Below are 25504 nucleotides of genomic sequence, written 5' to 3' on the forward strand. Positions count from 1 at the left end.
GCTGTCCATTAGAGCGCAGCGGCCAGCGGCGGTCTTGCGCCGGCTCAAGCTGTGTTGCTGAAACTGTTAATTGATCAAAATCAAGACCGCTGTGGCCGTTTGTCTGAATCATAGGGGAATGCATGGCAATCATGGCAACCCGGGGATGACACGATGGCGACACTGATACACGATCTGATCTTTGAAACGGCGCAGCGTGCGCCCCAGGCGCCGGCCCTGTCGTGGCAGGGAGAGGAAATGCACTATGCCGCGCTGGCGCAATCCGTGCGCGAGGCGGCCTGCACCCTGCTGACCCTGGGCTTGCAGCGTGGCGCGCGCGTGGCCGTATACCTGGAAAAACGCCCGGAAAACGTCAGCGCCATGTTCGGCACGGCGGCGGCCGGCGGCGTGTTCGTGCCCGTCAATCCGCTGCTCAGGCCGGAGCAGGTGGCGTATATCCTGGCCGATTGCAACGTGGACATCCTCGTCACCTCGCGCGAACGCCTGGCGCAGCTGGGCCCCGCGCTGGCCGCCTGCCCGGACTTGCGCACGGTGCTGCTGACGGGCGAAGCGCTGCCGGAATCGCGCCTGGGCAAGGTGCGCGTGCTGGCGTGGACCGCCGTTCCCGTCAACGTGCCCGCGCCCCGGCCGCATGCGGCGATCGACGCGGACATGGCCGCCATTCTATATACCTCGGGCAGCACGGGGCGGCCGAAAGGCGTGGTGCTGTCGCACCGCAACATGCTGGCGGGCGCGCTCAGCGTGTCGGGCTATTTGCGCAATACGCCGCAAGACCGCATTTTGTGCGTCCTGCCGCTCAGTTTTGATTACGGCCTGAGCCAGCTGACGACGGCGTTTGCCAGCGGCGCCTGCGCCGTGCTGATGAATTACCTGCTGCTGCGCGATATCGTCGAAGCCGTCGAGCAGGAAGCCATCACGGGACTGGCCGCCGTGCCGCCCCTGTGGGTGCAGCTGTCGCAGCTGAGCTGGCCCTTGTCCACGCCCTTGCGCTACATCACCAATTCGGGCGGCGTGATGCAGCGCGCCACGCTCGACCGGTTGCGCCAGTCGCTGCCGCGCGTGCAGGTGTACCTGATGTATGGCTTGACGGAAGCGTTCCGCTCCACGTATCTGGCGCCGGAACAGCTGGAGCGGCGTCCCGATTCCATCGGGCAAGCGATCCCCAACGCGGAAGTGCTGGTGCTGCGCCCGGACGGCAGCACGTGCGACACGGACGAGCCGGGCGAACTCGTGCACCGTGGCGCGCTGGTGGCGCTCGGCTACTGGAACGATGCGGCGCGCACGGCCGAGCGCTTCAAGCCGCTGCCGCCCCAGGCGAGCGGCCTGGTGCTGCCGGAACTGGCCGTCTGGTCGGGCGACACGGTGCGCCGCGATGCGGACGGCTACCTGTATTTCGTGGGCCGCAGCGATGACATGATCAAGACGTCCGGCTACCGGGTCAGCCCGGCCGAGATCGAGGAAGTCGTGTATGCGAGCGGGCTGGTGGGCGAGGCGGCCGCGCTGGGTTTGCCCCATGCCGTGCTGGGCCAGGCCATCGCCTTGCTCGTCACGCCCGCGCCGGGCGTCGTCTTGCTGCGCGACAGCGTGCTGGCCGCCTGCCGCGCGCGCCTGCCCAGCTATATGGTGCCGCTGTGGGTGGATATCCGCGACGGCGTGTTGCCGCGCAATCCGAACGGCAAGATCGACCGCCCCTTGCTGGCCAGGGAACTGGCGCATGCATATGCGGTCCAATCAGGAGATGCGGCATGAAGGACTTGATACGCTCGAACAATACGGAATTGCCGTCGCACCAACCGCTGCGCCAGTTCGCAGTGGAAAACGACATGCTGCAGATCGGCGGTGTTTCCCTGCGCCGGCTGGCCCAGCGGGTGGGCAGCACGCCGTTCTATGCCTATGAACGGGCGCACATCGCGCAGCGCGTGGCGGATTTGCGCGCCGCCTTGCCCGCCGGCGTGCACGTGCATTACGCCATGAAGGCCAACCCCATGCCGGCCGTGGTGCAGTCGCTGGCGGGCCTGGTCGACGGTATCGACGTGGCCTCGGGTGGCGAACTGGCCACCGCGCTCGATACGCCCATGCCGGCCGAACGCATCAGTTTTGCGGGGCCGGGCAAGAGCGATGGGGAACTGGCGCGGGCCGTGGCCGCGGGCGTGCTGGTCAACGTGGAATCGGGCGCCCAGCTGGAACGCCTGGCGCTGGCCAGCGAACGGCTGGGCCTGACGGCCAGGGTGGCCGTGCGCGTGAATCCCGATTTCGCCTTGCGCCGCACGGGCATGCGCATGGGCGGCGGGGCGCAGCCGTTCGGCGTCGATGCTGCCCTGGTGCCGGCGCTGCTGGGCCGCATCGGCCAGCTGGGACTGGATTTTCACGGCTTCCACCTGTATGCGGGTTCGCAAAGCCTGTCGGCGTCAGCCTTGGCCGAAGCGCAGGCGCTCAGCGTGCAACTGGCCCTGCAACTGGCCGACAGCGCGCCGTCGCCCTTGCGCACCCTGAATATCGGCGGCGGCTTCGGCGTGCCGTATTTTCCCGGCGACCAGGCGCTGGACCTGGCGCCCGTGGCCGAAGGCTTGCAGCGGCAGCTCGCCATCCTGGCCCAGGAAGCGCCCGGCGCGCGCCTGAACCTGGAACTGGGACGCTATCTGGTGGCCGAGGCGGGCGTGTATGTGTGCAAGGTGCTTGAACGCAAGGTGTCGCACGGGCAGGTATTTCTCGTGACGGATGGCGGCTTGCACCATCACCTGGCCGCGTCCGGCAACTTTGGCCAGCTGATCCGCAAGAATTACCCGGTCGCCATCGGCAACCGGCTGCTGGGCGGGCCGCGCGAAGTGGCGTCCGTCGTGGGACCGCTGTGCACGCCGCTGGATTTGCTGGCCGATCAGATGGACATGGCGCGCGCCGAGGAGGGCGACCTGGTGGTGGTGTTCCAGTCGGGCGCCTACGGCTTGACGGCCAGCCCGACGGCCTTTCTCGGCCATCCGCTGCCGGCCGAGGTGCTCGTATGAGCGGCCTGTGCGGTTGGCTGGCCGCGCCTGGCGGGGTGGCGCACGGCGCTGCCAGCCTTGTCGGCGCGCAAGGTGGCACGGCGTCCGATTGCGCCGCGTCCATAGCGCTGGCAGGCATGGCGGCGCCCCTGTCGCGTTTCGATGGCGCGCCGCTGGCCAGCAGCTTGAGCGAAGTGGGCGGCGTGGCCGTGGCCGCCATCGACGGCAGCCGCCATGTGTATCAGCAAGATGGCTTGCAAGTGGCCCTGTGGGGCCGGCCCGAGCTCGACGGTTCGGCCGACGACGTGGCGTGCCGCCTCGCTTCCCTGTGGCTGAGCCGGGGCGTGGCGGCTTGCGCCAGCCTGTCCGGACCCTTCGCGCTGGCCATCCTCGACGCCTTTTCCGGCTCGGCCCTGCTGGCCGTGGACCGCGCCGGCATGCATCCGCTCAGCTATGCGAGCAATGCGCAAGGCCTGTTCTTTGCCTCCTCGGCGGACGCCTTGCTGGCCCATCCGTCCGTGCGGGGCGCGCTCGATCCGCAGGCCCTGTATCACTACCTGTACTTCCACATGGTGCCGGGCCCCGCCACGGCTTACCTGGGCCAGCAGCGCCTGCTGCCCGGCGAATACCTGCATATGCGGGGCGGCAAGCAATGCAAGGGCAGCTATTGGCAGCTGGCCTTCCAGGAGCCGGCGGCGCGCACGCGGGCCACCTTCGCCAGCAACAAGCAGGAATTCCTGCGCCTGCTGCGACAGGCCGTGGAAAGCAGCCTGGGCGCGGATGGGGCGGATACGGGCGCGTTTCTCAGCGGCGGCACGGACAGTTCCACCTTGGCCGCCATCATGGGGCAAGTGACGGGCCGGCCCGCGCGCACGTATTCCATCGGCTTCGACTATCCCGGCTATGATGAAATGGCGTATGCGCGCCTGGCCGCCAGCCATGCGGGCAGCCTGCACCACGAACGCTATGTGACGCCAGGCGACGTGCTGGCCGCCATCCCCGCCATGGCGGCCATTTTCGACCAGCCTTTCGGCAATGCCTCGGCCATTCCCGCTTACTATTGCGCGCAGATGGCGCGCGAGGATGGCGTGACGCGCTTGCTGGGCGGCGACGGCGGCGATGAACTGTTTGGCGGCAACGAGCGCTATGCGCACCAGGCCTTGCTGTCGCAGTACGAGCGCTTGCCAGTCATCTTGCGCCAAGCCATCATCGAACCGCTGCTGTTCCGTGAACAGAAGGGAAAACCGTGGAAGCTGGGCGACAAGGCGCGCCGCTACATCGAGCAAGCCAGCTTGCCGCTGCCGGCCCGCCTCGACGGCTATAACTTGCTGCTGCGCCATGGCTACCGCACGGTGCTGGAAGCGGGCTTCATCGATACCATCGACCCCGGCATGGCGCCTGGCTGCATGAATGGCGCGTATTGGGAGCGGCAAGGCCAGGGCTTGAGCCAGATCAATGAACTGCTGGCCCTGGACATGCGCTTCACCCTGGCCGACAACGACTTGTTCAAGGTGCGCAAGGCGTGCGAGCTGGCCGGCGTGGAAGCGGCGTTTCCCTTCCTGCACGATGCGATGGTGGCGTTTGCCGCGCGCCTGGCGCCGCGGGACAAGCTCGACGGACAAAATTTGCGGCCGTTCTTCAAGCGGGCGCTGGCCGAGATCTTGCCGCCGGCCATCGTGCGCAAGAAAAAGCACGGCTTCGGCTTGCCTTTCGGCCAGTGGCTGCACAGCCACGTGCCGCTGCGCGAGTTTGCCTTCGACAACTTGACCCAGCTGCGCGGGCGCGGCATCGTGCGGCCCGCCTTCATCGACGATCTGCAAGGGCGCTTGCTGGCGGAACACCCGGCCTATCACGGCACCATGGTGTGGCTGCTGCTGATGCTGGAACAGTGGCTCAGCCAGCATCCGGGCGCGCTGGGTGCGCTTGCCGGCGGTTTTGCCGCATGCGCCACAGAAACGCCAGCCGTCCTCGATCCCACGGCGTAAAGCGGGGCAGCTGCAGCAAGTCGAGATCCGCGCCGGGGCGCGCCACGCCCCAGTCCGTCGCGACGGCCGCCTGGAAACCGAGGCGCTTGACCATCGCCACGTGCGGCGCGCCATAATCGCGCCCGGCCTTGCCGTTCGGATAGGCAAACAGGGTGACGGGCGCCTGGATCAGGCTTTCCAGCTGCTGCTTGCCATTCGCGATGTCCAGCTGCGCGGCCCGCTCCGCCAGGGTCGATAGAATCGGATGGCTGGCCGTGTGCCCGCCCATCGTCATACCTGCCCCGTGCAGCTGGCGCAGTTGCGCCGTGCTCAGCATGGCTGGCGCGCTTGCCCGGGCGCCCGCCTGGCGGCGGATCTGCATGGCCAGCCGCTGGCGCTGCGCAAAGGGCAGGTATTTGAGCCGGCCCAGCAAGGTGGCGATGGCCGCCTGCCGCTGCGCCAGGGTGGCGACGGGGAAAGCCCCCAATTCCTGTGCGCGCAAGTCCAGCACGGCGCCTGGCGCCTGGCGCACGGCGTCGATCACCGTGTCGTTCCACATCTGTCCCCCGTCCAGGTAGCCCGTGGCGATAAAGAACGTGGCATGCAAGCCGTGGCGCTGCAGCAGCGGCAGGGCGACTTGCGCATTGTCCGCATAGCCGTCGTCGAAGGTGATGCAGGCGGCGCGCGGTGGCAGGCTGCCATCCTGCAGGCGCCGCACGGCGTCGCCCAGCGGCAGCGGCGTATAGAAACGCTTTAACAGGCGCAACTGGCGCTGGAACAGGGCCGCATCGACTTCGCCGGGAAACAGCGGGTCGGGCCGCGCCAGCACGCGGTGGTAGATCAGGATGGACAAGGCGGCCGTCATGGCTGCTCCGCGATGGCGGTGCGGGGCTTGGCCTGGCGCAATGTCGGGGCGGGCGCCTGCTGTTCGACGACGATGCGCGTGGCGATCAGGGCGGCCATCAGGTAGTACGGCATGTCGAAATACAGCAGGCTGAGGAAGGCGCCGCCCACGGCAAAGCCGATCAGGCTGGCCTGGCTCATGGTGGCCAGGCCGTGCGCCCAGCGCAATTCCGGCTTGCCCCGCGTGCGGCGGATGATGGCGGCCGCCGTGCGCCAGGTGGCGATGCCCAGCGCCAGATAGATGAGCAAGCCGATAAAGCCGTGTTCGCCCAGCGCCTGGAAGTAGATGCTGTGCGCCGCGTGCACATCCATGGGGTTCGGCGCATAGCGGGCGAAGACGGCGGCGTCGGAGACGTCGAAGCCGCCGCCGGAAAAGCGGTCGCGCGCCAGGTTCCAGGCCATGCGCCACGCATTCAGGCGGCCCATGGCGGATTCGTCGTCCTGGTAGGTATTGATGGTGTCCATGCGTTCGGCCCAGCGCTCGGGCATGAAGGCCAGCAACAGCGGCGTGACTGCGGCGAGCAGCGCGCCCAGCACCAGCTTGCGGTCGCTTTTCAGCCACATGAACAGGCCCATGGCGGCGATGGCCAGCAAGCCGCCGCGCGAATACGAGCCCAGCGCGGCGAGGGCCGACAGCAGCATGGCCCCGGACAAGCCGTGGCGCAGCCAGCGCCGGTCCGTGTTTTGCTGCAGATAATACATGAGGGGGATGGTGATGATCAGGGCCAGGGCCAGCGCGTTGTTATCGCCGATAAACGTGTCTTCCGGCCCCCACACCCTTTCCGTGCCGCCGCTGCGGATGGTGAAGATGCCGCCTTTCACGCCGTAATAGCCGATCGAGCCCACCAGCACCCAGACCAGGCGCACGATGTCGCGCCGTGAGCGTATCACCATCATCACGACAAAGCTCATCAGCATGATCTTCATGACTTTGTTCCACTGCACCCACGACGACTGGGGCAGCAGGGCGAACGGCGCCGTCACGTTCATCCACGCGACGAACAGCAGCAGCAGCACGCTGACGGGCGTCAGCGGCAAGTTCTTCGGTTCGCGCGTCATGAGCAGGCCGAGCAGGGTGGCGATGGCGATGATGAAGGCAAACGGCATGTGGGTGGCGAAACCCCAGCCCTGCGTGTGCGGGTTCATGACGCTGACCCAGACCCACATCAGGCCGCCGATGGCAGGCGCCTTCAGGATGAAGGGCAGCGAACCCAGGATGATGACGGTGATCAATATGTCGCGCATGAAGGGGGACGCTCCTGGTGTTGCCCGGCTTGCCAAGGTCTTGATGCCTGTCAACGGGCCGGCGGGCAGGCTCAGTACACTGGTTCAATACCGCCCGGCGTTGTTGAAACTGCCAATCAGTTTTGTCATGGTAAGACCAAGGAGGCATGTCCTTGTTGACCGTTCTCATGGCGACCTACAATGGCGCCGGCACCTTGCCCCAGGTATTGCGCGCCTACATGGGCTTGCAGTCGCCCGTGGGCGGCTGGCGCCTGGTCATCGCCGACAATGGCAGCACCGACGCCACGGCCCCGGTGATCGCCGCCTTTCGCGGCCGCTTGCCCTTGAGCTATATCTACGTGGCGCGGCGGGGACGCAGTCCCGCCCTGAACGACGCCGTCGAACACGCCTTGCGCCAGGGCGGCGACGGCGGCGAGCTGTTCGTGTTTGGCGACGACGACGCCATGCCCGCATCCGACTGGCTGTGCCGCCTGCAGGACAGCGCGCGCGCCCACCCCGGCTACGCCCTGTTCGGCGGCGCCATCGTGCCCGCCTGGCGCGAGCAACCGGAGGCATGGCTGCTGCGCCTGACGCCCGTCGGCTTGACGTGGGGCATCACCAGCGCCGACTTGCGTGACGCCCCCATCTATCCTGGCCTCATCTGGGGCGCCAACATGGCGATACGCCGCCGCATCTTCGAGGCGGGCGCCCGCTATGACGAAAGCATCGGCCCGCAGGGCGCCAATTACGCCATGGGCAGCGAAACCCGGCTCAACCTGGAGATGCATGCGGCCGGCAACCCTTCCTGGTTCTGTCCGCGGGCGCAAGTGGCGCACATCATCCGTGCCCCGCAAGTGCGGCGCGCCTGGATACTGCGCCGCGCCATGCTGTTCGGCCGGGGCCAATGCCGGCTGGCGACCTTCGCCCCCAGCGTGGAGTTGCTCGGCGTGCCGCGCTGGATGCTGGGCAGATACGTGCGCGATACCCTTGGCGCCGTGCGGGCCTGGCTGCGGCGCGACCACGCCGACCTGTTCCTGCGCCAGTGGGAACGGGCCTGGCTGCGCGGTTTCTTCCACGAAGCGTGGCGGGGACGGCGCAAACGCTTGCCGCGCATCGTCATCAGCAGTTATTCGGGCGAGCTGGGCGGCATGGAACTGCGTATGGCGCAAGAGGCGAAGATGCTGGGCGCGAACGGTTATGACAGCGTGCTGGCCCTGCGGCGCTTTCCCGGTTTCAGCCAGTGGGCGCAAGGCTTGCGCGCGCAGCAGCTGCAGGTGCGCGTGTACGAGCCGCCCTTGTTTCTCGAACACTGGGCTTGGCGGCGCTGGAACTGGCTGCGCGCCAGGGTCACGGGCGCGTGGTGGCTGCGGCGGCTGCGGCCCGACATCGTCCACGTGGCGTTTTGCTGGACCAGCTATGGCGCTTCCATCCTGTGGCTGGCCCGGCAATGCCGCTTGCCGGCCGTGATCAGCGTGCACAATGCGTTTCCCTTGGAGCCGTTCAGCGATTGGCAGCGGCCCCGGCTGCAGGAAGCGTTTCGCACCGTCAAGGGCGTGTATGCCGTGTCGGCCTCGTCCATGCAGCATTTCCTCGACCTGTACCGCGACATGCTGGCGCCGGACACGCGGCTGGCCGTGATTCCCAACGGCGTCGATACGGAGACGTTCATCGTCTCGCCGGAGCGGAGAATGCTGGCGCGCAAGCAGCTGGGGCTGCCGCCGGACGCCCTCGTGCTCGGCTGCGTGGCGCGGCTGTCCGCACAGAAGCGCCCGCAAGCGCTGCTGGCCCTGTTCGCCCGCCTGGCGCCCCGGTTTCCCCATTTATATGTAGTACTCGTGGGCACGGGGCCGCTGGACGCCATGCTGCGGCTGCAGGCGCAACAGACTGGCTTGCAGGACAGAGTCGTGTTTGCCGGTTTCCAGCAGCGTGTCGAATGGCTGATGCCGGCCTTCGACCTGCATGTGCTGCTGAGCAAGAACGAAGGTTTCGGCATCGCCACCATCGAAGCGATGGCGTGCGGCGTGCCGGCCGTGGGGACGGATGTGCCGGGCACCCACGATATCCTGCACGACAGCGTCGGCGGCTTGCTGCTGCCGCTGGACGATGAGCACGCGGCCTGCGCGGCCGTGGCGCAGCTGCTGATGGATGCGCCACGGCGCGCCCGCATGGGACGGCTGGCCCGCGAAGAAACCGTGCAGCGCTATTCGATGCCGCGCCTGGAGCGCCAGCTGCGCCAGTTCTATGCCGGCCTCGTGTAGGCACCGGTCACGGGCATGAACGCCACCCGCCATTCGTTTTTCTTCTCGTTCGCCGAAAAATACACGGTGCTGTTGCTGGGCATCGTCGCCACCATGGTGCTGTCGCGCCTGCTGACGCCGGCCGAGGTGGGCGTGTATTCGCTGGGCGCCGTGCTGGTGGCCCTGGCGCAAGTGGTGCGTGACTTTGGCGTGGGGCAATACCTGATCCAGGAAAAGCAGCTCGACATGGTGAAATTGCGGGCCGCGCTGGCCACCAGCCTGCTCGTCGCCTGGCTGCTGGCGGGGGTGGTGCTGCTGGCCAGCGCGCCGCTCGCGCAATTCTATGGCGAACCCCGGCTGACCCTCGTGCTGCGCCTGCTGGCCATCAATTTTGTCCTGATCCCGTTCAGCGCGCTGACCTTGCCGATGCTGCGCCGGCAACTGCGCTTTCGCGCCATCTACGCCATCAACGCAGCCAATAGCGTGGTCAACCTGCTGGTGGCCGTGCTGCTGGCGCTGCAGGGTTGCAGTTACATGAGCATGGTGTGGGCGGCGCTGGCCGGTTCCTGCGCGTCGCTGCTGGTGAGCCTGCTGGTGCGTCCCAAGGAACTGCCGTGGCTGCCGGGACGGCGGGGCATGGGCGCCATCGGCCGTTTTGGCGCGTATGCGACGGGGGGCGGCCTCGTCGACGAGGCGGGCGTGGCGGCGCCGGATCTGATCATCGGCAAGCTGATCGGCATTGAAAGCCTGGCCCTGTTCGGCAAGGCGCAAAGCGTGCTCAATATCTTTAACCAGGCCATTACCAGCGCCATTTCTCCCGTCGTGTTTCCCCTGTTCGCGGCGCGTGCTCGCGGGGAAGGGGGGCAGGGCGGGGCGGAACTCGTGTATCTGCGCACGATCAGCTACATGACGGCGCTGGCCTGGCCGTTTTTTCTCTTTCTCGCCTGCATGGCTTTGCCCCTGGTCAAGGTGTTGTATGGCTCGCAATGGCTAGGCTGTGTGCCCTTGATCCGCATCATGTGCCTGTCCTCGGCCGTGTATAGCATGTTCAGCATGGCCCGCTACCTGTTCGTGGCGACGGGCCAGTTGCAGGCGCAAGTGCGGCTCGATGCCTGCGCCGGCGGCATCAAGGTGGCGCTGCTGCTGGCGGCGGCGCCGTTCGGCCTGGTGGCCGTGGCCTGGGCCGTGGTGCTCAGCAACGTGCTGCGCAGCTGGCTGAACTACGGCTGTCTGCGGCGCTTGAGCGCCCTGGACTGGCGCATCCTGGCCCGGGCCTTGCGCAAGAGCCTGCTGCTGTGCGGCGTCAGTAGTGTCGCGCCCGTCGCTGCGCTGCTGTGGCTGCCCATGGACACGCCGGCGCTGCTGGCGCTGGCGGGCACGGCGCTCGTCACCTTGCTGTGCTGGCTGGCGGGGATTTTCCTGTTGCAGCATGAACTGGCCGGAGAATTTTTGTTATTGCAACGCAAGCTGGCGGGGCGCTGGCTGGCAGTCAAATGGACGAAAGGATGACCATGCGTGTCGGTATCTTGTCCTACCCGATGCTGTTCCAGCGCGACGGCGGCTTGCAGATCCAGGTACGCGAAACCATTGCCGCGCTGAACCGGCTGCCCCAGTTGCCGGCGCGTCCCCTGGCCGTGCAGCTGGTCGACGCCAACCATCAGCGGCTGGCCGATTTCGACGTGCTGCACGTGTTTTCGGCGAGCAATGGCACCTACCGCATCATGGAAATGGCCAGCGAGCAAGGCGTGCCCGTGGTCCTGTCGCCGCTGCTGTCGCCGGGCTGGGGCCGGGCCAATGCCTGGCGCGCGCGGCTGGCCGACCGGCTGGCGGGGCGCCTGACGGAGTGGATGGTGCAGACGAGCTATGCGCAGACGCGGCGCGCCCTGCAGCTGGCCGACGTGGTGATCGCCCTGGGCGAGGCCGAGCGCGACGCCATCGTGCACGGTTTCGGCATGCCGGCGCAAGCCATCCGCGTCTTGCCGAACGGGATCAACCCGCATTTCTTCACGGCCAATGGCGACCTGTTCCTGCGCGAGACGGGCATCGCGGGGCCGTTCGTGCTGATGGTGGGCAGCATCTCGCCGTATAAAAACCAGCTGGGGCTGGCCCAGGCGCTGGCGGGCGCCGGCTTGCCGCTGGTGCTGATCGGCGCCGCGCCGCGCGAGCAGCAAGCGTATCTGCAGCAATTGCTGGACTTGCCGCACGTCAGCTGGCTGGGCGCACTCGACCACGCCGACCCGCTGCTGGCCAGCGCCTACCATGCGGCGGCCGTGGCGGCCTTGCCCAGCCAGGGCGAAGTGTTTCCCTTGAGCGTGCTCGAAGCGCTGGCGGCCGGCACGCCCGTCGTCATGACGGCGCAAAGCGCGCTGGACTTGCCCGATTCCGCGTTTGCGCTGCGCAAGGTGCGCTGGGACGATGGCGCCGCGCAGCGCCAGGCCATCCTCGCATTGCTGGCGCTGCCGCCCGGACGCGCCAGCGTGCAAGCCCTGGTGGAACGTTTTACGTGGGAACGGGTGGCGGCGCAGATCGCCGAGTGCTACTACCAGGCGCAATCGCTGCCTGCCAGGAGGCAACATGCTGTTTAATTCCTTCGCCTTCCTGTTCGGCTATCTGCCCATCGTGCTGGCCGGCTATTTTCTGCTGGACCGCTGGGCCACCGCCGGCGCCTCCGCCAGCTGGCGCCGCCTGGCACCGGCCACTTGGCTGGCCGGCGCATCGTTGTTCTTCTATGCCTGGTGGGATGTGCGCTACCTGCCGCTGCTGCTGGCATCCATCTGCGTCAATTACGCCGCCGGGCGCCTGATCGGCGCGCGCGCAGGCGCGGCCCGCAAGCGCGTGCTGCTGGCGGCGCTGGCGCTGAACCTGGGTTTACTCGCCTACTATAAATATGCGAATTTCTTCATCGACAGCGTGAATGCCGTCGCCGGGCTTGCCGGTGCTGGCGCTGGCAGCCTGCCGTGGTCCGGTCTCGACATCATCCTGCCGATCGGCATCTCGTTCTTTACCTTCACGCAGATCGCCTTCCTCGTCGATTGCTACCGGGGCGAGGTGCGCGAATACCGTTTCATCCATTACGTGCTGTTCGTCAGTTACTTTCCGCACCTGATCGCCGGGCCCGTGCTGCACCACCGCGACATGATGCCGCAATTCGCCGACCCGGCCAACGCCCACCCGCGCGCGGCCAATTTCGCCATCGGCCTGTCGATCTTTACCATCGGCCTGGCAAAAAAAGTGCTGATCGCCGATAACCTGTCGCCGCTGGCCATTCCCGTCTTCGCGGCCGGCGCCACGCCCACCCTGATCGAAGCGTGGATCGGCGTGCTGGCCTATACTTTCCAGCTGTATTTTGACTTTTCCGGCTATTCCGACATGGCCATCGGCCTGTCGCGCCTGTTCGGCGTGAAATTGCCGCTGAACTTCAACTCGCCGTACAAGGCGGCCAATATCGCCGACTTCTGGCGCCGCTGGCACATGACCTTGTCGCGTTTCCTGCGCGACTATCTGTATATTCCCCTGGGCGGCAGCCGCCGTGGTGTAGTCATGCGCTACCGCAACCTGATGCTGACCATGCTGCTGGGCGGCCTGTGGCACGGCGCCGGCTGGACCTTCGTCATCTGGGGCGGCTTGCACGGCCTGTACCTGGTGCTGCAGCAGGCGTGGCAGCGGGTCTTCGGCGCAGCGCGGGCGTACCGCTGGCTGCGCTGGTGGCCGGGCTTGTTGACCTTTCTTGCCGTCATGCTGGCCTGGATCTTTTTCCGCGCGCCCGACGTGGCCACGGCCTGGGATATCGCGGGCGCGCTGGTGGGCGCGAACGGCGTGAGCCTGCCGCGCGGCCTGGCCAGCCATGGGGCCAGCCTGGCGCAGTGGGGCATGCATCCCGCGTTCGACGGCATCCGCTGGATCGAACTGGCGGGACCGGGCTTGCCCGTGCTGCTGGCGGCGATGCTGCTGGCCTTCAAGGCGCCGAATACGCAAGAAATATTCTTTCTCTACGAGCCTGCCATTGAAAGAATCTTTCAGCCTGCAGGGCGCTGGGCCTTCAGTTGGCGCCCTACGCGCCGCTGGAGCGTGGGCTTTGCCGCGCTGTTCATCGCCTGCATCTTCGGCATGAACCGGGTCACAGAATTTCTCTACTTCCAGTTCTGAGCATGGACACCGCCGCCCGCCATTACCTCACCGGCTTTTTCGCCTGCGTCGGCCTGGTGCTGGGCGCCGTCTCCTTGCTCAATTACCAGGTCGATCCCTATCTGCTGCACCAGTGGGACAGTCCCTTGCTGCAGCGCCCGCGCCAGCTCAATGAAAAGCTCGGCGCCTGGGCCAAGACTTACGCCGTGGCGCGCTACCGGCCAGCCGTCATCTACATCGGCAATTCGCGCACGGAACTGGGCTTGCCGACGGGCGTGCGCGCCTTGTTCGACGGCAAGAGCGTCTTCAACAGCGCCGTGTCGGGCGCCTCGATCGGCGACGCCATCCGCCTGGCCGAGCATGCGGCCAGGGTCAGCCGCGTCGAGACCATGGTGTGGGGCGTCGACGCGCCCACTTTTTCCCTGGATATGGGCGCGGCGCGGGTGGAAGACAGCCTGACGGGCGCCGAGCACGGCTTTTTCGCCCGGCGCGCCCTGGTCAACCTGAAGCGCGGCCTGACCCTGGACATGACGGAAGACAGCGTGCGCATCCTCACGGGCAAGGCTGGCGACGTCTGCCGCTCCAACCTGGCCCTGTACGGCCAGCGCGACGAGACATGCACCCGCAAGGGCATGCGGCACTGGCTGGGAACGAAGGACGCCATTCCCGTGCGGCTGCAGGAATTCGGCGACGGACTGGGGCCGACGCCGCCCTCGACACTGGCGCTCGACGCCAGCATCGGCAAGCTGTGCCGCAGCAGCCTACGCCTGCGCCTGTACATCAACCCCACGCACGCGCTGACCTTGTACGCGCTGCACTGGCGCGGCAAGTGGGATGCCATGCAAGCCTGGCAGCGGGACCTGGTGCAGCTCGTCGAGCGCCACCGCCTGCACGGCTGCGACGTGCGCCTGCATGATTTTTCCGGCTTTAACAGCATCACGACGGAAGCGACCCCGCTCGTCAGCGGCAAGCCCGACATGCATTATTACTGGGAAGTGTCGCATTACCGGGACAATGTGGGCCGTTTGATCCTGGCGCGCCTGTTCGGCGGCGACACGCCGCCGGCCGATTTCGGCGTGGAACTGACGCAGGCCAACGTCGACGCTCACCAGGAGGCCATGCGTGCGGCGCGCGACCGCTATGGCGTGGAACACGCGCGCGAGGCGGCCTATGCGCGGCGGGTGCTGGACGGGCCGCTGATCCGGCGCTGAACGCCATTTCTCTACTCATTTTGCTACTTCCCGTGCTGACCATGGATACCACCGCCCGCCGCTACCTCGCCATCTTCTTCGCCTGCGTGCTGGCCGCGCTGGCCCTCGTGTCCGCCGTCAATTACCACGTCGATCCGTATCTGCTGCACCAGTGGGACAGCCCGCTGCTGCAGCGATTGCGGCCGACGACCGAAAAACTCAGCGTGTGGGGCAAGACGTATGCCGTGGCGCGCTACCGGCCGGCCATCGTCTACATCGGCAATTCGCGCACGGAAATGGGCTTGCCGACGCATCGCGTGCGCACCTTGTTCGAAGGCAAGAGCGTCTTCAACAGCGCCGTGTCGGGCGCCTCCATCGGCGAAGCCATGCGCCTGGCCGAGCACGCGGCCAGGGTCAGCCATGTCGACACCATGGTGTGGGGCATCGACGCGCCTTCGTTCTCGCTGGAACTGGGCTCGGCCGGCGTGGAACCGGGCCTGACAGACCCCGGCCCCGCGTTTTTCGCGCGGCGCGCCTTGCTCAACATCAAGCGCGGCCTGACTGTCGACATGACGCGCGACACCTGGCGCATCCTCAGCGGCAGCTATGACGGCGTGTGCCTGTCCAGCCTGGCACTGCACGGCCAGCGCGACGAATCCTGCCTCACCAGCCGCAACCGTACCTGGACCGGCACGGCGCGCGCGTTCACGCCGCGCCTGCAGGAATTCAGCGACGGCCTGGGTCCCACGGCGCCCGCGCTGCAAGCCTTCGATGCGAGCGTGGGGAAACTGTGCCGCGGCGGCACGCGCTTGCGCCTGTACATCAATCCCACGCATGCGCTCACGCTCGACGCCCTGTACTGGCGCGGCAAGTGGACTGCCATGGAAGCGTGGCAGCGCGACCTGACGAACATGGCCGGACGCTACCGGCGCCAGGGCTGCGACGTGCGCCTGCTTGATTTTTCCGGCTTTAACAGCATCACCAGCGAGCCGATCCCCCAAGTGACGGGCGCGCGCGAGATGCGCTATTACTGGGAAGCGTCGCACTACCGGGACAATGTGGGGCGCATGATCCTGGCGCGCCTGTTCGGCGGCCCGGAGCCGCCGCCGGCGGACTTCGGCGTGGAGCTGACGCAGGCCAGCATCGACGCCCACCAGGCGGCCATGCGCGCCGCGCGCGAGCGCTACCACGCGCAGCACGCCGAGGAAACGGCCTACCTGCGCCACGCGCTGACCTTGCCCCGCGAACCCAAATAGGCGACCGACGGCGCCAGCCGTACGGCGTGGGGCAGGGCGCTTGCGCTATGATAATGTTTTGCCATCCAGCAAGTTCCAGGACTCCCCATGAAAATCGCCTTCTTTGCCAGCCAGCCCTACGACCGCCGTTTCTTCGACGAAGCCTTGCCGGCCCAGCCCGATTCCGCCGGCATCGAACTGGTCTACCACAGCGCCTTGCTGAGCCAGGAAACCGTGGTCCTGGCGCAAGGGGCCGACGCCGTGTGCGTCTTCGTCAATGACGTGCTCGACGCGCCCGTGCTGGAAGCCTTGCACGGCTACGGCGTGCGCGCCATCCTGCTGCGCTGCGCCGGCTATAACAACCTCGACCTGGAAGCGGCCAGGCGCCTGGGCCTGTTCGTCGCCCGCGTGCCGGCCTACTCGCCGGAAGCCGTGGCCGAATACACCTTGGCCCTCGTGCAAACCCTGAACCGCCACACGCACCGCGCCTACGCCCGCGTGCGCGAAGGCAATTTCTCGCTGGACGGCTTGCTGGGCGCCACCCTGCACGGTAAAACGGTCGGCATTGTCGGCACGGGCAAGATCGGCCTGGCCACGGCGCGCATTTTCAAGGGTTTTGGCTGCACGGTGCTGGGCCACGACCCGTATCCGGCGCCCGCGTTCGCGGACCTGGGCACGATGGTGGAGTTGCCGCGGCTGCTGGCCGAGTCCGACATCGTCTCGCTGCATTGCCCGCTGATGGAGAGCACGCGCCACATGATCAGCGAAGCAACCTTGCCGCTGATGAAGAAGGGCGCCATGCTGGTGAATACGTCGCGCGGCGGCTTGATCGACACGGGCGCCGTCATCGAGGCGCTCAAATCGCGCCAGCTGGGCTCCCTGGCCATCGACGTGTACGAGCAGGAAAGCAATCTGTTCTTCCAGGACCGCTCGTCCGACATCATCGACGACGACATCTTCCAGCGATTGATGACCTTCCCGAACGTGCTGGTGACGGGCCACCAGGGCTTCTTCACCATGGAAGCGCTGCGCGAGATCGCCGCCATCACGTATCACAACCTGGCGTGCTTCCGTGAAGGCAAGGCGTGCGAAAACAGCGTCTTAGCCAGCTGAAGTCTGTTTTTTAGGCTTGGGCGGCGGCTTGGGTTTCGGCAGCGGCAAGGCGTCCGCCGTGCGCCGCGCCAGCTGGCTCAGCCAGTCGCGCTCGTCCCACAGCCCGCCATCGATGAGAAAATACGGCTTGGCTTGCGGATAGGGCGGCGCTTCCTGCAGCGTGCCTTGTGCGCTGATCCAGGCGCGTCCCGCGTCCGTCGGCTTGATGAACAGCTGGTCGTCGGCGACGATGGCGAACATCTTGCCGTCGCAATACAGGCCATACTCGCCAAACATTTTTTTCGCGCTGATGCTGCCCGCGCCCGCCAGTTGGTCGAGCAAAAAATCCACCGTGCCTTGCTGTGATGCCATGTCGTCCTCCGTGTGAAAGAACAGTGTAGCGCACTGGCCAGGATGGGCCGCGGCGGCTACACTATCGCCATTATTTATTTTGCATTAGCTATTTTGCCATGACACCCCAGCATCTTGTTCACCGCGGCATCCGCATCGCCACCCTGGCCGCCGGCGATGCCATCGAATCCCATTGCGCACCGGGCCAGACGGCCATCCGCGAGCAGGGCGACGGCTGGTGGCTGTACTTTGTCGACGAGGATGGCAAGGTCGACGGTTATGACAGCCCGTTCGCCAGCCACGCCGAAGCGCTGTGGGCGGCCAAGGCCGCAGCCGAGTTCAGCGCGCAATGAAGGCCAGTCCCTGGGCTTTCCTGGGCTTGCCGCAAGCGCCCGTGCCGGAAGCGGAAAGCGCGGATTACGGCGCCTGCCGCGCCGAGCTGCACGGCAAGCGCCTGGTCTTGCGCGTGGCCAAAACCACGCCGACGAAGATCGGCCAGTTCGTCACCGTCTGGAAGCGGCCCCATCCCGACGCCGACATCGCCCCGCTGGATGAAGCGGACCCCGTCGACATCGTCATCATCGCCGTGGCCGACGACGTTGGCGCGCGGCACGGTTTTTTCATTTTCCCGCGCAGCGTGCTGATCGAGCGCGGCGTAATGTCGCGCGCCGCCCAGGGCGGCAAGCGCGCGCTGCGCGTGTATCCGCCGTGGTGCGCGCCGGAATCCATCCAGGCACAGCGCACGCAGCGCTGGCAGGCGGCGTGGTTTGTGACGGCGGGGGATCAGCCTGGGCTGGCAAAGCTGCTGGACATCGCCTGACGTTTCCGGCCCAGGGGCAGATAGACATACTGAACAGCATGGGAAAGCGGGAATGAAGTCCTTTTTTGATGGAAAAATTTATCTGACGCTTTTTGTCGTGTTCGCGATCTTCGTTCTTTCCCAGCTGGGGCGCAGTGACACGCCCAAGCGCGGTCCCGACGTCATGCAGTTCATCGAGAGCGACCTGGCCGAGGTGCTGAAGAACGGCGGCAATGTGATCGACCGGGCGAGCCGGGTGCAGCTGCATGCTGTGGTCTATTCGGTGCGTTTCAAGGACGAGGGCTGGAGCGCTGCGCTGCGCGACAGGAATATCGCCACCTTGCGCAGGTTGGACTGGACGCAGCGTGCACCGGCCGTGCTGTGCAAGATGGGCGCGCAGGCGACCATCGGGGAAGGTGAGAGCATGTATCGTGGCCAGGGCACGAATAGCATCAATTTCGACTATAGCGCGAAGACCGTCAGGGCGTGCGCGGCGCCGGCCCCATCGTCGAGTTACTAGCGCTTTGGGGCGGCTCCAGTATCCGGTGCGCGATCGCGTCGGAATGGCAGCGTTGCCCTGCCTGCCTGGACAGGAAATTCAAAGAAAAAAGAGAGTGAAATGCAATTGCTTATAAATAAATATGGTCAGCACATCATTGATGCGGCGGCCAGGCTCTCGCAGCGTGAAAATGTTGCAGTATTGATCAATTTCATCAGGCGCCAGGCGCCATTGATGGCGCAATTCGATGTCCGCTATGGTGAAAACAGGTCCCGGTATTTTTTGAACATGGTCGAACTGTCATTGAATGGGGAGGCCTGCTTTCAAGATGAACAGGTATTGGGGGATATGCTGGCGACCCTTGATTCGGAAATTCCTGACAGCGAGGAGTTTGGCGATATCGAGGGCGATCTTGCACAAAATGCGCTTATTTCAGCCAGTTATGCGATTCAGTACATGCAATATGGCAAGCTTGCCGATTTTTGCGCTTCGATTGAAAGAGTGCTTGAGACTGTGGATGTACTCCACTACTCAGAAAATCCCGATTACGATGAGCGCAAAGCGATGATGCGGGAAATCGGATTGCTTGACCTGCTCGTACGCGGGGTTAGCGCCCCCCTGACGAACACGGTGCTTGAAAATCTGGACGAGATCGCCAGAAATGCGCCGATAGGGGCAGATAGCGCTGAAATTTCTTGATGGCTGCCACCACCTCGGCTGTGGCGCAATCTCCGCCCAGGCACAGCGCACGCAACGCTAGCAGGGTGGTTTGTGGCGGCGGAAGATCAGCCAGGGCTGGCAAAGCTGCTCGGGCCGTGATTGTTTCCGTTCACCTTAGAATTTATCTGCACCTTGCCGCTGTGATATAAGGGCTTGAGAAATCTCTTTTTATCAGGATGGTAATAAAATCTTTATTGAGGTATTGTCATCGTCCGCTGGCGGCCAGAAGCAGCCGTTGACTTCATGAGTGACAGAGAGTTGACCATTCGAATGCAGTTTTTAAATCCACGAATCAAAGAATTCATTATTGTCTGTGTGATATTGACCTCATGTGCGACATCCGTATTCGCGCAGGAGCCGGGGCGAATGGCCCAGGTTGCAAAAGAGTCGTCTGGGGCCGAAAGCTGGCTGCATATCTATCGGGATGTATCGCCAATGATCGTTCCAGCCGATAAAGGCCTATATGACGAATATCTGAATTTAGATCATGTGGAAGTCAAAGGGGAGTGGGTACTGGTGCATATAAAGACCATTCGTGATGGACCTTCCACGGAGTACCATGGCAAGCTGATACTGAGCACCTTGGCTATTGCCTGCGAACGGGTCAAGTTCGGCCACCCTTATATAGCCGGCTTTCACGATGTGGAAGGACGCATGCCGATGCACGAAACTACCCTTACCTTTGCGGAGCTGGATCGGCTTGCCAGTGGGCGTATACCTGCCGCAAATTCGCCAAGTGCAATCTATTATCGCTTTGCCTGCCTTGGCCTTAAGCCGCGGCCAGAGGAGGTCGGGTGGACTGGGTCCTGAAAAGGACGGCGACTTCCTCCTGCCACCTTCAGTCAGTCGAGCACAGGCGAAATTCAATGACGCCGTGATAACTTCCAACGGAACCGTATTGTGCAATCCAGCCTATGAATATTAACTACACATCCGATCAGCCATGCGCCGAGGCGTTTAAGGCCCTGTACGACACGACTGGCTGGGGGCCAATATCGCGCGGGACTGCTTTCTATCAAGATTCACTTGACGGCTCCTGGTGTGCGCGATCCGCCTATTTTGGCGGCCAGTTGGTTGGTTTTGTGCGTGTCATTTCGGATGGCCGCTTGCATGCGTTTGTCACCGAGATGATTGTTCACCCCGAATTTCAACATCAAGGAATCGGGGCCGCGTTGCTTAGTGCAATTCTTGACGATTGTCGCGATGCTGGCATTTCAGATGTCCAGCTTTTCAGTGCCAAAGGCAAGTCGATATTCTACGAAAAACTTGGATTTTCCTCACGGCCGGAAGATTCGCCTGGCATGCAATTCAATGCAGCCACCTGACTAGTCGTTCAAACCATCGCTGAATGACAGTTGCGGAGCAAATCGTATGTCTCATGTGGCGCGGAAATTCCCAATAACGGCAACCGGCCAGAAACGGACGCCTGGACGCTTGCCAATTCGTCTGGCCACACAAGTTCCATAATGCGGATTCAGGCCGGCGGTGTCGTTGCAAGCGAGAATGGGCTGCGGCACTGAAGCCCCCCGGTCTTTTAATCTCTGGGCCCGCCGGCTCAGCTATAAGTCAGGTTGCGACATGGAGTATTCGTTTTCACGCTTGATAATTGCGGCTGGCTTGGCTTGTTTAGCCATGGGCATGGCCGCCATTCAACAGATGCGCCTTGGTCGCCCCCTTCGTAAAGTAAAAAACTTCCTGCTGAAATTAGCGGTATTAATCTGGCTGGTGAGCGGGCTATTTGTCGGAACATTCTACAGTCACGGATTCGATGTGGCGTGGTACATTTTTGGTGCCGCCGTCAGTCTGGCCGGATGTGTCGTTGCGGGCATTGTGGTCCTTGCCTGGGCGGTTTTCACAAGGCGCAAGCAGGACAGTTAAGTGCTCTCAAGTGGGGGCGGACAGGATCTAAAAGGCCAAGTTTAATGTGGAATTTTTTTAAGCGTAAAAATACGCCAGAATTGCCTATCACGCCTCAGATTGTGGCGCAGGTTGACGTTGAGATAAGTCAAAATAGGTCTGCAGAAAAAAATAAAATATCCTTCTCGTGCGCTGAAAAAATTCTTGAGTGTTGTGAAAATTCCCAGGGACTTCTTACACCTGACAGCGAGAGTGAACTCGACTCGCCGCGGGTACGCCAACAACTCTACAAAATTCTGCTGGAGCGGCCACTCGCGCCATACTCCACGCTAATTCGACAAGTCTTCGAGAAGGAAGTGCAGTATAGAATTGCGCTTTGGGATGGGACAATAAAGGATGATGGTGATTCTTACGAAGGAATTTATCGTTGTGCCTTCTTGCTTTATCGTCTCGGCAGCACAAGCGATATCCATAGCCTTTGGGTAGCAAAGCATATAAATATGGATGTCGGAACATCAATGGGCGTGGAATTTTTTATTGGGGCGGGATTTCAAGCGACAGTTTCATATTTGGCAGAATCGAACTTGCAGGATGCGGATGAAATATCCTCTTACGTAGCTGGCTGGTTCGATCAGGACGATTCAGAAAAATGGCAAAAGGACTGGGAGCTAAGTATGGTGCAGAATATTTCAAGTGCCAGCGATGCGTGAAGGCCCACAACGGCGCAAAACCTGCCAACGGCGGCAAGCAGCCGGAATTGCGGCACGCCAGCAAACGCGGGCCGCAACTCATCCGGGAAAATGACCGTCCATGACTGATATTTGACGGCCTGTCGCAATCCCGCATGGCGGCAGGGTGCGCTGACGTATCGTCAACGTTTCCTTCCTGGCATCCGTCCATCACCGTTGAAAGAATCGTTCATGCGAGTTCATCCCCTGGCACTGGTCCTTCCCCTGTTGTTCGCGAGTGGCGCCCGGGCGGACGCATTGGACGACATCGTCAAGGCCGAAATGAAGATGCGGCAAATCCCCGGACTGTCGCTGGCCATCATCGAGAACGGCAAGATTGTCAGGGCGCAAGGGTACGGTGTCACGGAAAAAGGCGGCAAGACGCCGGTTAGCCCGCACACACTGTTCCAGGCCGGTTCCGTCAGCAAGCCGGTGGCCGCGCTGGGGGCGCTGCACCTGGTAGAGCAAGGCAAGCTTGGCCTTGACGAAGACGTCAACACCCGGCTGCTCACGTGGAAGGTGCCGGACAGCGCCCTGACGGCCGAACAGAAGGTGACCTTGCGCAGGCTGCTCAGCCACAACGCGGGGCTGACCGTGCACGGCTTCCCCGGCTACGCCAGCAATGCGCCGCTGCCCACCGTGGTCCAGGTGCTGAACGGCGAGCAACCGGCGAATACCGCGCCCATCCGCGTTGACATGGTTCCAGGCAGCAAGGTGCGTTACTCCGGTGGCGGCTATACCGTCATGCAACAAATGGTGGCCGACGTGAGCGGCCAGGCGTATCCCGACTACATGCGCGACGCGGTCCTCACGCCCTTGGGCATGCAGGAGAGCTCCTATGTGCAGCCGCCGCCAGCCGAGCGCGCGCGCCTGAATGCCAGCGGCCACCTTGCCGACCGCAGCCTGGTGGCGGGACGCTGGCATGTGTATCCGGAAATGGCGGCGGCCGGCTTATGGACCAACGCGTCGGACCTGGCGCGCTTCGCCATCGGCGTGCAGCAATCCCTGGCGGGCACATCCAACCCGGTCATTTCGGCAGCCTTGACGCAACAGATGCTGACCCCGCAAATAGAGAACGCGGGCCTGGGCGTCTTCCTGCACGGCAGCGGCAGCGCGCAACGCTTCTCGCACGGCGGGCGTGACGAAGGCTTCGATACCTTGTTGACGGCATTTTCCCGCACGGGCCAGGGCGCCGTGATCATGATTAACGCGAATGACAATTCCCGCATGATGGACCGCCTGACCGACGCCATCGGCCGCGCCTATCGCTGGCCGGATGCCGATTACGCCGTGTTGCGCAAGTACCCCGCCATCAAGATCGATGCCAGGGCGCTCGGCCGCTACACGGGCCGCTACGAGTTGGGGAACAATACGATAGGCACTTTCGATATGCAGGGGGGCCAGCTGCGCAGCATTTACGATGGCTTGCCGGACGAAACTTTCGTGCCTGTCGGCGCGCACCGTTTCCATTCGACGTCGCGCAATTGCGAACTGGCGTTCGCCGTCGATGCACAGGGCGAGGTGACAGGCGTCGTCGTGACGACCAAGGACAAAGCCAGCACGGCGCCGCGCATCGGCCCGCTGATGCACACCTTGAAGACGCGCACCGACCCCAAACCTGCGCGTACCCGGAGTGTGCAGGCATTGCTGGCCGACATTGCGCGTGGCGGCAGCGCCCTGGCCAATTCGGATTTTGCGACATCTGGCATCAAGAGCAACTTTGGCACGCAGGCGATTGGCGAACTCGCCAATGTTAAGTCGCTCACTTTTTTGCATGAGCAAGCTGTTGCAGGCCGCGCGATCGAACGGCATGGCAGCAAGGTGGACAGCGTCCTTGCCTTCCACGTCAGCGGCATCCAGCCGGAGCGCACGCTGCTGGCTTACCTGACGGCGGACGGCTTGTTTGCCGACTTCGATCTGGTGGACGACTGAACGCTGCGGTCGAGCACGGCGTTTCCCTGGAAATAAACAACGAACCGACAATTTCCCATGAAAAATCCCGATACGGACAACAAGACGCTGCTGCCATTAAAAGCAGTGGCGTTTTCTTTCTTGCTGATGGCATCCGCCTTCGTGCATGCCCAGGCTGGCGATCATGCCCATGCGGAAAAGGCCGATGATTACTCCGCCAGGATTGACAAGCTGATACAGGCAACCAGTCCACGACGTTTTAATGGCGTCATTCTCATCACGAAAAATGGAAAAACAAAATACTCGAAAGCCTATGGCTATGCGGATTTTGAAAACAGGATACCGTTAAGGCTGGACGATAATTTCAGGATTATGTCGAACAGCAAGCAAATGACGGCCGTGCTGATTTTAAGGGAAGTTGAAAAAGGCAAGATAGACTTGCACAGTCCCGTGAGACGATACTTGCCCGATTTGCCGCAAGCCTGGGCCGATCAAGTGACGGTGCATCAATTGCTCAACTTTTCGGCGGGAATCACTGAAATTGACCAGCCGCTGAGCTTCAAGCCGGGAACGGATTTTCTGTATGGCGTGACAACGTATACCATGCTGGGTCAAATTTTTGAAAAAGTCAGCGGCAAAACGTATATCGAGGCAGCAAATGACTTGTTCAAGGAACTGGGAATGAAAAACAGTTTTTGCTATGAGGAAGATAAGAATAATAAGGTCATCAATGGCTATGTAAATACGGAAAATGTCTTCGCGCTGAAGGCGCATCCCGTGCAGGGAAAAGACTGGATCGGCTTCATCCCGGCCGGCGGTATTGTTTCAAATGCAAAAGATTTGACGATCTGGGATGAAAATCTGCATCGGGGCAGAATGTTAAAGCCGGAAACCTATCAACTGATGACGAGTTACGACATATCCAGCCAGCATGTCGCTTTCGGCGATGGGAAGAACGGTTATGGCTACGGCGTTTATGTAAGCGATACAACGCCCGTCAAATATATAGGCCACTCGGGAAAAGGCCTGGGCTTTGCATCGATTAAAGTGTATTTTCCTGAAAAAGACGTCGATGTGGTCGTGTTGGAAAATCAATATAGCGAGGATAGCGGCCTTCATTACTATTTTGAAATAAAAATAAGGGAAATAGTAATGAATAGAAAACTTTTAAGATAGAAGACCCGATTTGCTTCAGAAATATATGGAAGAACACCGCATCTGCGCGATTTGCAGTTTATGTGGTTCCTCCAGCGTCACTGTTTGCGCCAGCTGTGGCCTCGCTTTCGCCAGCATGGCCCGCTTGTCGCGCCGGATGAAGTCATCGACAATATGGCATGCCAATCAAGATATCGCCTAAAAAAATCCTGCTGTGCCTGCTCATCCTCAGCCCGGCCTGGTATGTCGCCGCATGCTGCGTGTTTTCCAACAGCCGCAAGGCGGCGTTCTATCAAATCCAGACGGGCGATACGCGGCAAGCGGTGCTTGACCGCTTCGGCGCGCCGACGCATGTCGAGCGTGCGGGAGTCTCTTTCAAACAGTATTCCACCACGCCATGCGCCGCGCCTTGCGTCGAGCGGCTGTGGTTCGAGAACCGCTTGAACACGGAACTGGAGGTATGGTCCTTAGAACTGGACCGGCATGGTCGCGTGGTGGGGAAGAATTATCTGATGTCGTCGTAGGCCGCCTGG

24 protein-coding genes are annotated in these 25504 nt (G+C 63.3%); 21 read left to right on the top strand and 3 right to left on the bottom strand.

Annotation, left to right across the window (positions count from 1 at the left end; genetic code table 11):
- Window positions 1–153 precede the first annotated feature (153 nt).
- The 3 genes from O3301_RS02285 to O3301_RS02295 are packed head-to-tail and all read left to right on the top strand — an operon-like array spanning window position 154 to window position 4966.
- On the top strand, window positions 154–1749 hold the full coding sequence (locus tag O3301_RS02285) for an acyl-CoA ligase (AMP-forming), exosortase A system-associated (protein ID WP_305055394.1): 1596 nt from the start codon (window positions 154–156) through the stop codon (window positions 1747–1749).
- The gene (locus O3301_RS02290) at window positions 1746–3002 is read left to right on the top strand and encodes a pyridoxal-dependent decarboxylase, exosortase A system-associated (protein ID WP_305055395.1); all 1257 of its coding nucleotides are present in this window, start codon (window positions 1746–1748) and stop codon (window positions 3000–3002) included. Before O3301_RS02285 ends, O3301_RS02290 begins: the two co-directional genes overlap by 4 nt.
- A complete protein-coding gene (locus O3301_RS02295) occupies window positions 2999–4966 on the top strand; it encodes an asparagine synthetase B (RefSeq protein WP_305055396.1) in 1968 nt (655 codons plus the stop codon). Before O3301_RS02290 ends, O3301_RS02295 begins: the two co-directional genes overlap by 4 nt.
- Here O3301_RS02295 and O3301_RS02300 read toward each other — a convergent pair.
- A complete protein-coding gene (locus O3301_RS02300) occupies window positions 4875–5810 on the bottom strand; it encodes a polysaccharide deacetylase family protein (protein WP_305055397.1) in 936 nt (311 codons plus the stop codon). The two genes, O3301_RS02295 and O3301_RS02300, sit on opposite strands and share 92 nt — an antisense overlap.
- Entirely contained in the window at window positions 5807–7093 is a 1287-nt protein-coding gene (locus tag O3301_RS02305) for a putative O-glycosylation ligase, exosortase A system-associated (RefSeq protein WP_289915053.1), read from the bottom strand. Before O3301_RS02305 ends, O3301_RS02300 begins: the two co-directional genes overlap by 4 nt.
- 152 nt (window positions 7094–7245) lie before the next feature.
- Here O3301_RS02305 and O3301_RS02310 point away from each other — a divergent pair, with 152 nt between their 5' ends.
- From O3301_RS02310 to O3301_RS02340, 7 genes are all read left to right on the top strand, one after another.
- Window positions 7246–9330: a glycosyltransferase gene (locus O3301_RS02310; RefSeq protein ID WP_305055398.1), complete on the top strand. Its 2085-nt coding sequence runs from the start codon at window positions 7246–7248 to the stop codon at window positions 9328–9330.
- 15 nt (window positions 9331–9345) lie between these two features.
- Window positions 9346–10818 (top strand): lipopolysaccharide biosynthesis protein, encoded by a 1473-nt coding sequence (locus O3301_RS02315; protein ID WP_305055399.1) that lies wholly within the window; start codon window positions 9346–9348, stop codon window positions 10816–10818.
- A gap of 2 nt (window positions 10819–10820) precedes the next feature.
- Complete coding sequence (locus O3301_RS02320; RefSeq protein ID WP_305055400.1) at window positions 10821–11894, top strand: glycosyltransferase family 4 protein; 1074 nt, start codon at window positions 10821–10823, stop codon at window positions 11892–11894.
- Window positions 11884–13455: an MBOAT family protein gene (locus O3301_RS02325; RefSeq protein WP_305055401.1), complete on the top strand. Its 1572-nt coding sequence runs from the start codon at window positions 11884–11886 to the stop codon at window positions 13453–13455. Before O3301_RS02320 ends, O3301_RS02325 begins: the two co-directional genes overlap by 11 nt.
- A gap of 2 nt (window positions 13456–13457) precedes the next feature.
- A complete protein-coding gene (locus O3301_RS02330; RefSeq protein WP_305055402.1) occupies window positions 13458–14645 on the top strand; it encodes a hypothetical protein in 1188 nt (395 codons plus the stop codon).
- Between the two features lie 41 nt (window positions 14646–14686).
- Window positions 14687–15880: a hypothetical protein gene (locus O3301_RS02335; protein ID WP_305055403.1), complete on the top strand. Its 1194-nt coding sequence runs from the start codon at window positions 14687–14689 to the stop codon at window positions 15878–15880.
- Window positions 15881–15967: 87 nt separating this feature from the next.
- The gene (locus O3301_RS02340; RefSeq protein ID WP_305055404.1) at window positions 15968–16972 is read left to right on the top strand and encodes a 2-hydroxyacid dehydrogenase; all 1005 of its coding nucleotides are present in this window, start codon (window positions 15968–15970) and stop codon (window positions 16970–16972) included.
- On the opposite strand, the gene O3301_RS02345 is transcribed toward O3301_RS02340, so the two are convergent.
- Window positions 16961–17323, bottom strand: coding sequence for a TfoX/Sxy family protein (locus O3301_RS02345; protein WP_305055405.1), 363 nt, complete (start codon window positions 17321–17323; stop codon window positions 16961–16963). The genes O3301_RS02340 and O3301_RS02345 overlap by 12 nt on opposite strands.
- Window positions 17324–17421: 98 nt before the next feature.
- Between O3301_RS02345 and O3301_RS02350 the strand changes: the two genes are divergently transcribed.
- From O3301_RS02350 to O3301_RS02400, 11 genes are all read left to right on the top strand, one after another.
- Window positions 17422–17655, top strand: coding sequence for a hypothetical protein (locus tag O3301_RS02350; protein WP_099668077.1), 234 nt, complete (start codon window positions 17422–17424; stop codon window positions 17653–17655).
- Entirely contained in the window at window positions 17652–18122 is a 471-nt protein-coding gene (locus tag O3301_RS02355; protein WP_305055406.1) for a MepB family protein, read from the top strand. Before O3301_RS02350 ends, O3301_RS02355 begins: the two co-directional genes overlap by 4 nt.
- 52 nt (window positions 18123–18174) lie before the next feature.
- On the top strand, window positions 18175–18621 hold the full coding sequence (locus tag O3301_RS02360) for a hypothetical protein (protein ID WP_289915030.1): 447 nt from the start codon (window positions 18175–18177) through the stop codon (window positions 18619–18621).
- 99 nt (window positions 18622–18720) lie between these two features.
- Complete coding sequence (locus O3301_RS02365; RefSeq protein ID WP_305055407.1) at window positions 18721–19299, top strand: hypothetical protein; 579 nt, start codon at window positions 18721–18723, stop codon at window positions 19297–19299.
- 264 nt (window positions 19300–19563) lie between these two features.
- Window positions 19564–20130, top strand: a complete 567-nt coding sequence (locus O3301_RS02370) for a hypothetical protein (RefSeq protein WP_305055408.1) — start codon at window positions 19564–19566, stop codon at window positions 20128–20130.
- 104 nt (window positions 20131–20234) lie between these two features.
- Window positions 20235–20645 carry a GNAT family N-acetyltransferase gene (locus tag O3301_RS02375; RefSeq protein WP_289915028.1) on the top strand — a complete coding sequence of 137 codons (411 nt, stop codon included), beginning with the start codon at window positions 20235–20237 and terminating at the stop codon, window positions 20643–20645.
- A gap of 253 nt (window positions 20646–20898) precedes the next feature.
- Window positions 20899–21198 (top strand): hypothetical protein, encoded by a 300-nt coding sequence (locus O3301_RS02380; RefSeq protein WP_289909836.1) that lies wholly within the window; start codon window positions 20899–20901, stop codon window positions 21196–21198.
- A gap of 44 nt (window positions 21199–21242) precedes the next feature.
- A complete protein-coding gene (locus O3301_RS02385; RefSeq protein ID WP_305055409.1) occupies window positions 21243–21887 on the top strand; it encodes a hypothetical protein in 645 nt (214 codons plus the stop codon).
- 210 nt (window positions 21888–22097) lie between these two features.
- Window positions 22098–23837 (top strand): serine hydrolase, encoded by a 1740-nt coding sequence (locus O3301_RS02390; RefSeq protein ID WP_305055410.1) that lies wholly within the window; start codon window positions 22098–22100, stop codon window positions 23835–23837.
- Window positions 23838–23894: 57 nt separating this feature from the next.
- Window positions 23895–24992 (top strand): serine hydrolase, encoded by a 1098-nt coding sequence (locus O3301_RS02395; protein WP_305055411.1) that lies wholly within the window; start codon window positions 23895–23897, stop codon window positions 24990–24992.
- A 158-nt stretch (window positions 24993–25150) separates the two neighbouring features.
- Window positions 25151–25495, top strand: coding sequence for a hypothetical protein (locus tag O3301_RS02400; protein WP_099668072.1), 345 nt, complete (start codon window positions 25151–25153; stop codon window positions 25493–25495).
- Window positions 25496–25504 lie beyond the last annotated feature (9 nt).

It is taken from the genome of Janthinobacterium sp. SUN211, assembly GCF_030587315.1.
GTDB lineage: Bacteria > Pseudomonadota > Gammaproteobacteria > Burkholderiales > Burkholderiaceae_D > Janthinobacterium > Janthinobacterium kumbetense.

Bases quoted from the DNA above. Each gene is read 5' to 3' on its own strand.
- O3301_RS02285 (WP_305055394.1), top strand. From the start codon at position 154: ATGGCGACACTGATACACGATCTGATCTTTGAAACGGCGCAGCGTGCG.
- O3301_RS02290 (WP_305055395.1), top strand. From the start codon at position 1,746: ATGAAGGACTTGATACGCTCGAACAATACGGAATTGCCGTCGCACCAA.
- O3301_RS02295 (WP_305055396.1), top strand. From the start codon at position 2,999: ATGAGCGGCCTGTGCGGTTGGCTGGCCGCGCCTGGCGGGGTGGCGCAC.
- O3301_RS02300 (WP_305055397.1), bottom strand. From the start codon at position 5,810: ATGACGGCCGCCTTGTCCATCCTGATCTACCACCGCGTGCTGGCGCGG.
- O3301_RS02305 (WP_289915053.1), bottom strand. From the start codon at position 7,093: ATGCGCGACATATTGATCACCGTCATCATCCTGGGTTCGCTGCCCTTC.
- O3301_RS02315 (WP_305055399.1), top strand. From the start codon at position 9,346: ATGAACGCCACCCGCCATTCGTTTTTCTTCTCGTTCGCCGAAAAATAC.
- O3301_RS02320 (WP_305055400.1), top strand. From the start codon at position 10,821: ATGCGTGTCGGTATCTTGTCCTACCCGATGCTGTTCCAGCGCGACGGC.
- O3301_RS02325 (WP_305055401.1), top strand. From the start codon at position 11,884: ATGCTGTTTAATTCCTTCGCCTTCCTGTTCGGCTATCTGCCCATCGTG.
- O3301_RS02330 (WP_305055402.1), top strand. From the start codon at position 13,458: ATGGACACCGCCGCCCGCCATTACCTCACCGGCTTTTTCGCCTGCGTC.
- O3301_RS02335 (WP_305055403.1), top strand. From the start codon at position 14,687: ATGGATACCACCGCCCGCCGCTACCTCGCCATCTTCTTCGCCTGCGTG.
- O3301_RS02340 (WP_305055404.1), top strand. From the start codon at position 15,968: ATGAAAATCGCCTTCTTTGCCAGCCAGCCCTACGACCGCCGTTTCTTC.
- O3301_RS02345 (WP_305055405.1), bottom strand. From the start codon at position 17,323: ATGGCATCACAGCAAGGCACGGTGGATTTTTTGCTCGACCAACTGGCG.
- O3301_RS02350 (WP_099668077.1), top strand. From the start codon at position 17,422: ATGACACCCCAGCATCTTGTTCACCGCGGCATCCGCATCGCCACCCTG.
- O3301_RS02355 (WP_305055406.1), top strand. From the start codon at position 17,652: ATGAAGGCCAGTCCCTGGGCTTTCCTGGGCTTGCCGCAAGCGCCCGTG.
- O3301_RS02360 (WP_289915030.1), top strand. From the start codon at position 18,175: ATGAAGTCCTTTTTTGATGGAAAAATTTATCTGACGCTTTTTGTCGTG.
- O3301_RS02365 (WP_305055407.1), top strand. From the start codon at position 18,721: ATGCAATTGCTTATAAATAAATATGGTCAGCACATCATTGATGCGGCG.
- O3301_RS02370 (WP_305055408.1), top strand. From the start codon at position 19,564: ATGAGTGACAGAGAGTTGACCATTCGAATGCAGTTTTTAAATCCACGA.
- O3301_RS02375 (WP_289915028.1), top strand. From the start codon at position 20,235: ATGAATATTAACTACACATCCGATCAGCCATGCGCCGAGGCGTTTAAG.
- O3301_RS02380 (WP_289909836.1), top strand. From the start codon at position 20,899: ATGGAGTATTCGTTTTCACGCTTGATAATTGCGGCTGGCTTGGCTTGT.
- O3301_RS02385 (WP_305055409.1), top strand. From the start codon at position 21,243: ATGTGGAATTTTTTTAAGCGTAAAAATACGCCAGAATTGCCTATCACG.
- O3301_RS02390 (WP_305055410.1), top strand. From the start codon at position 22,098: ATGCGAGTTCATCCCCTGGCACTGGTCCTTCCCCTGTTGTTCGCGAGT.
- O3301_RS02395 (WP_305055411.1), top strand. From the start codon at position 23,895: ATGAAAAATCCCGATACGGACAACAAGACGCTGCTGCCATTAAAAGCA.
- O3301_RS02400 (WP_099668072.1), top strand. From the start codon at position 25,151: ATGCCAATCAAGATATCGCCTAAAAAAATCCTGCTGTGCCTGCTCATC.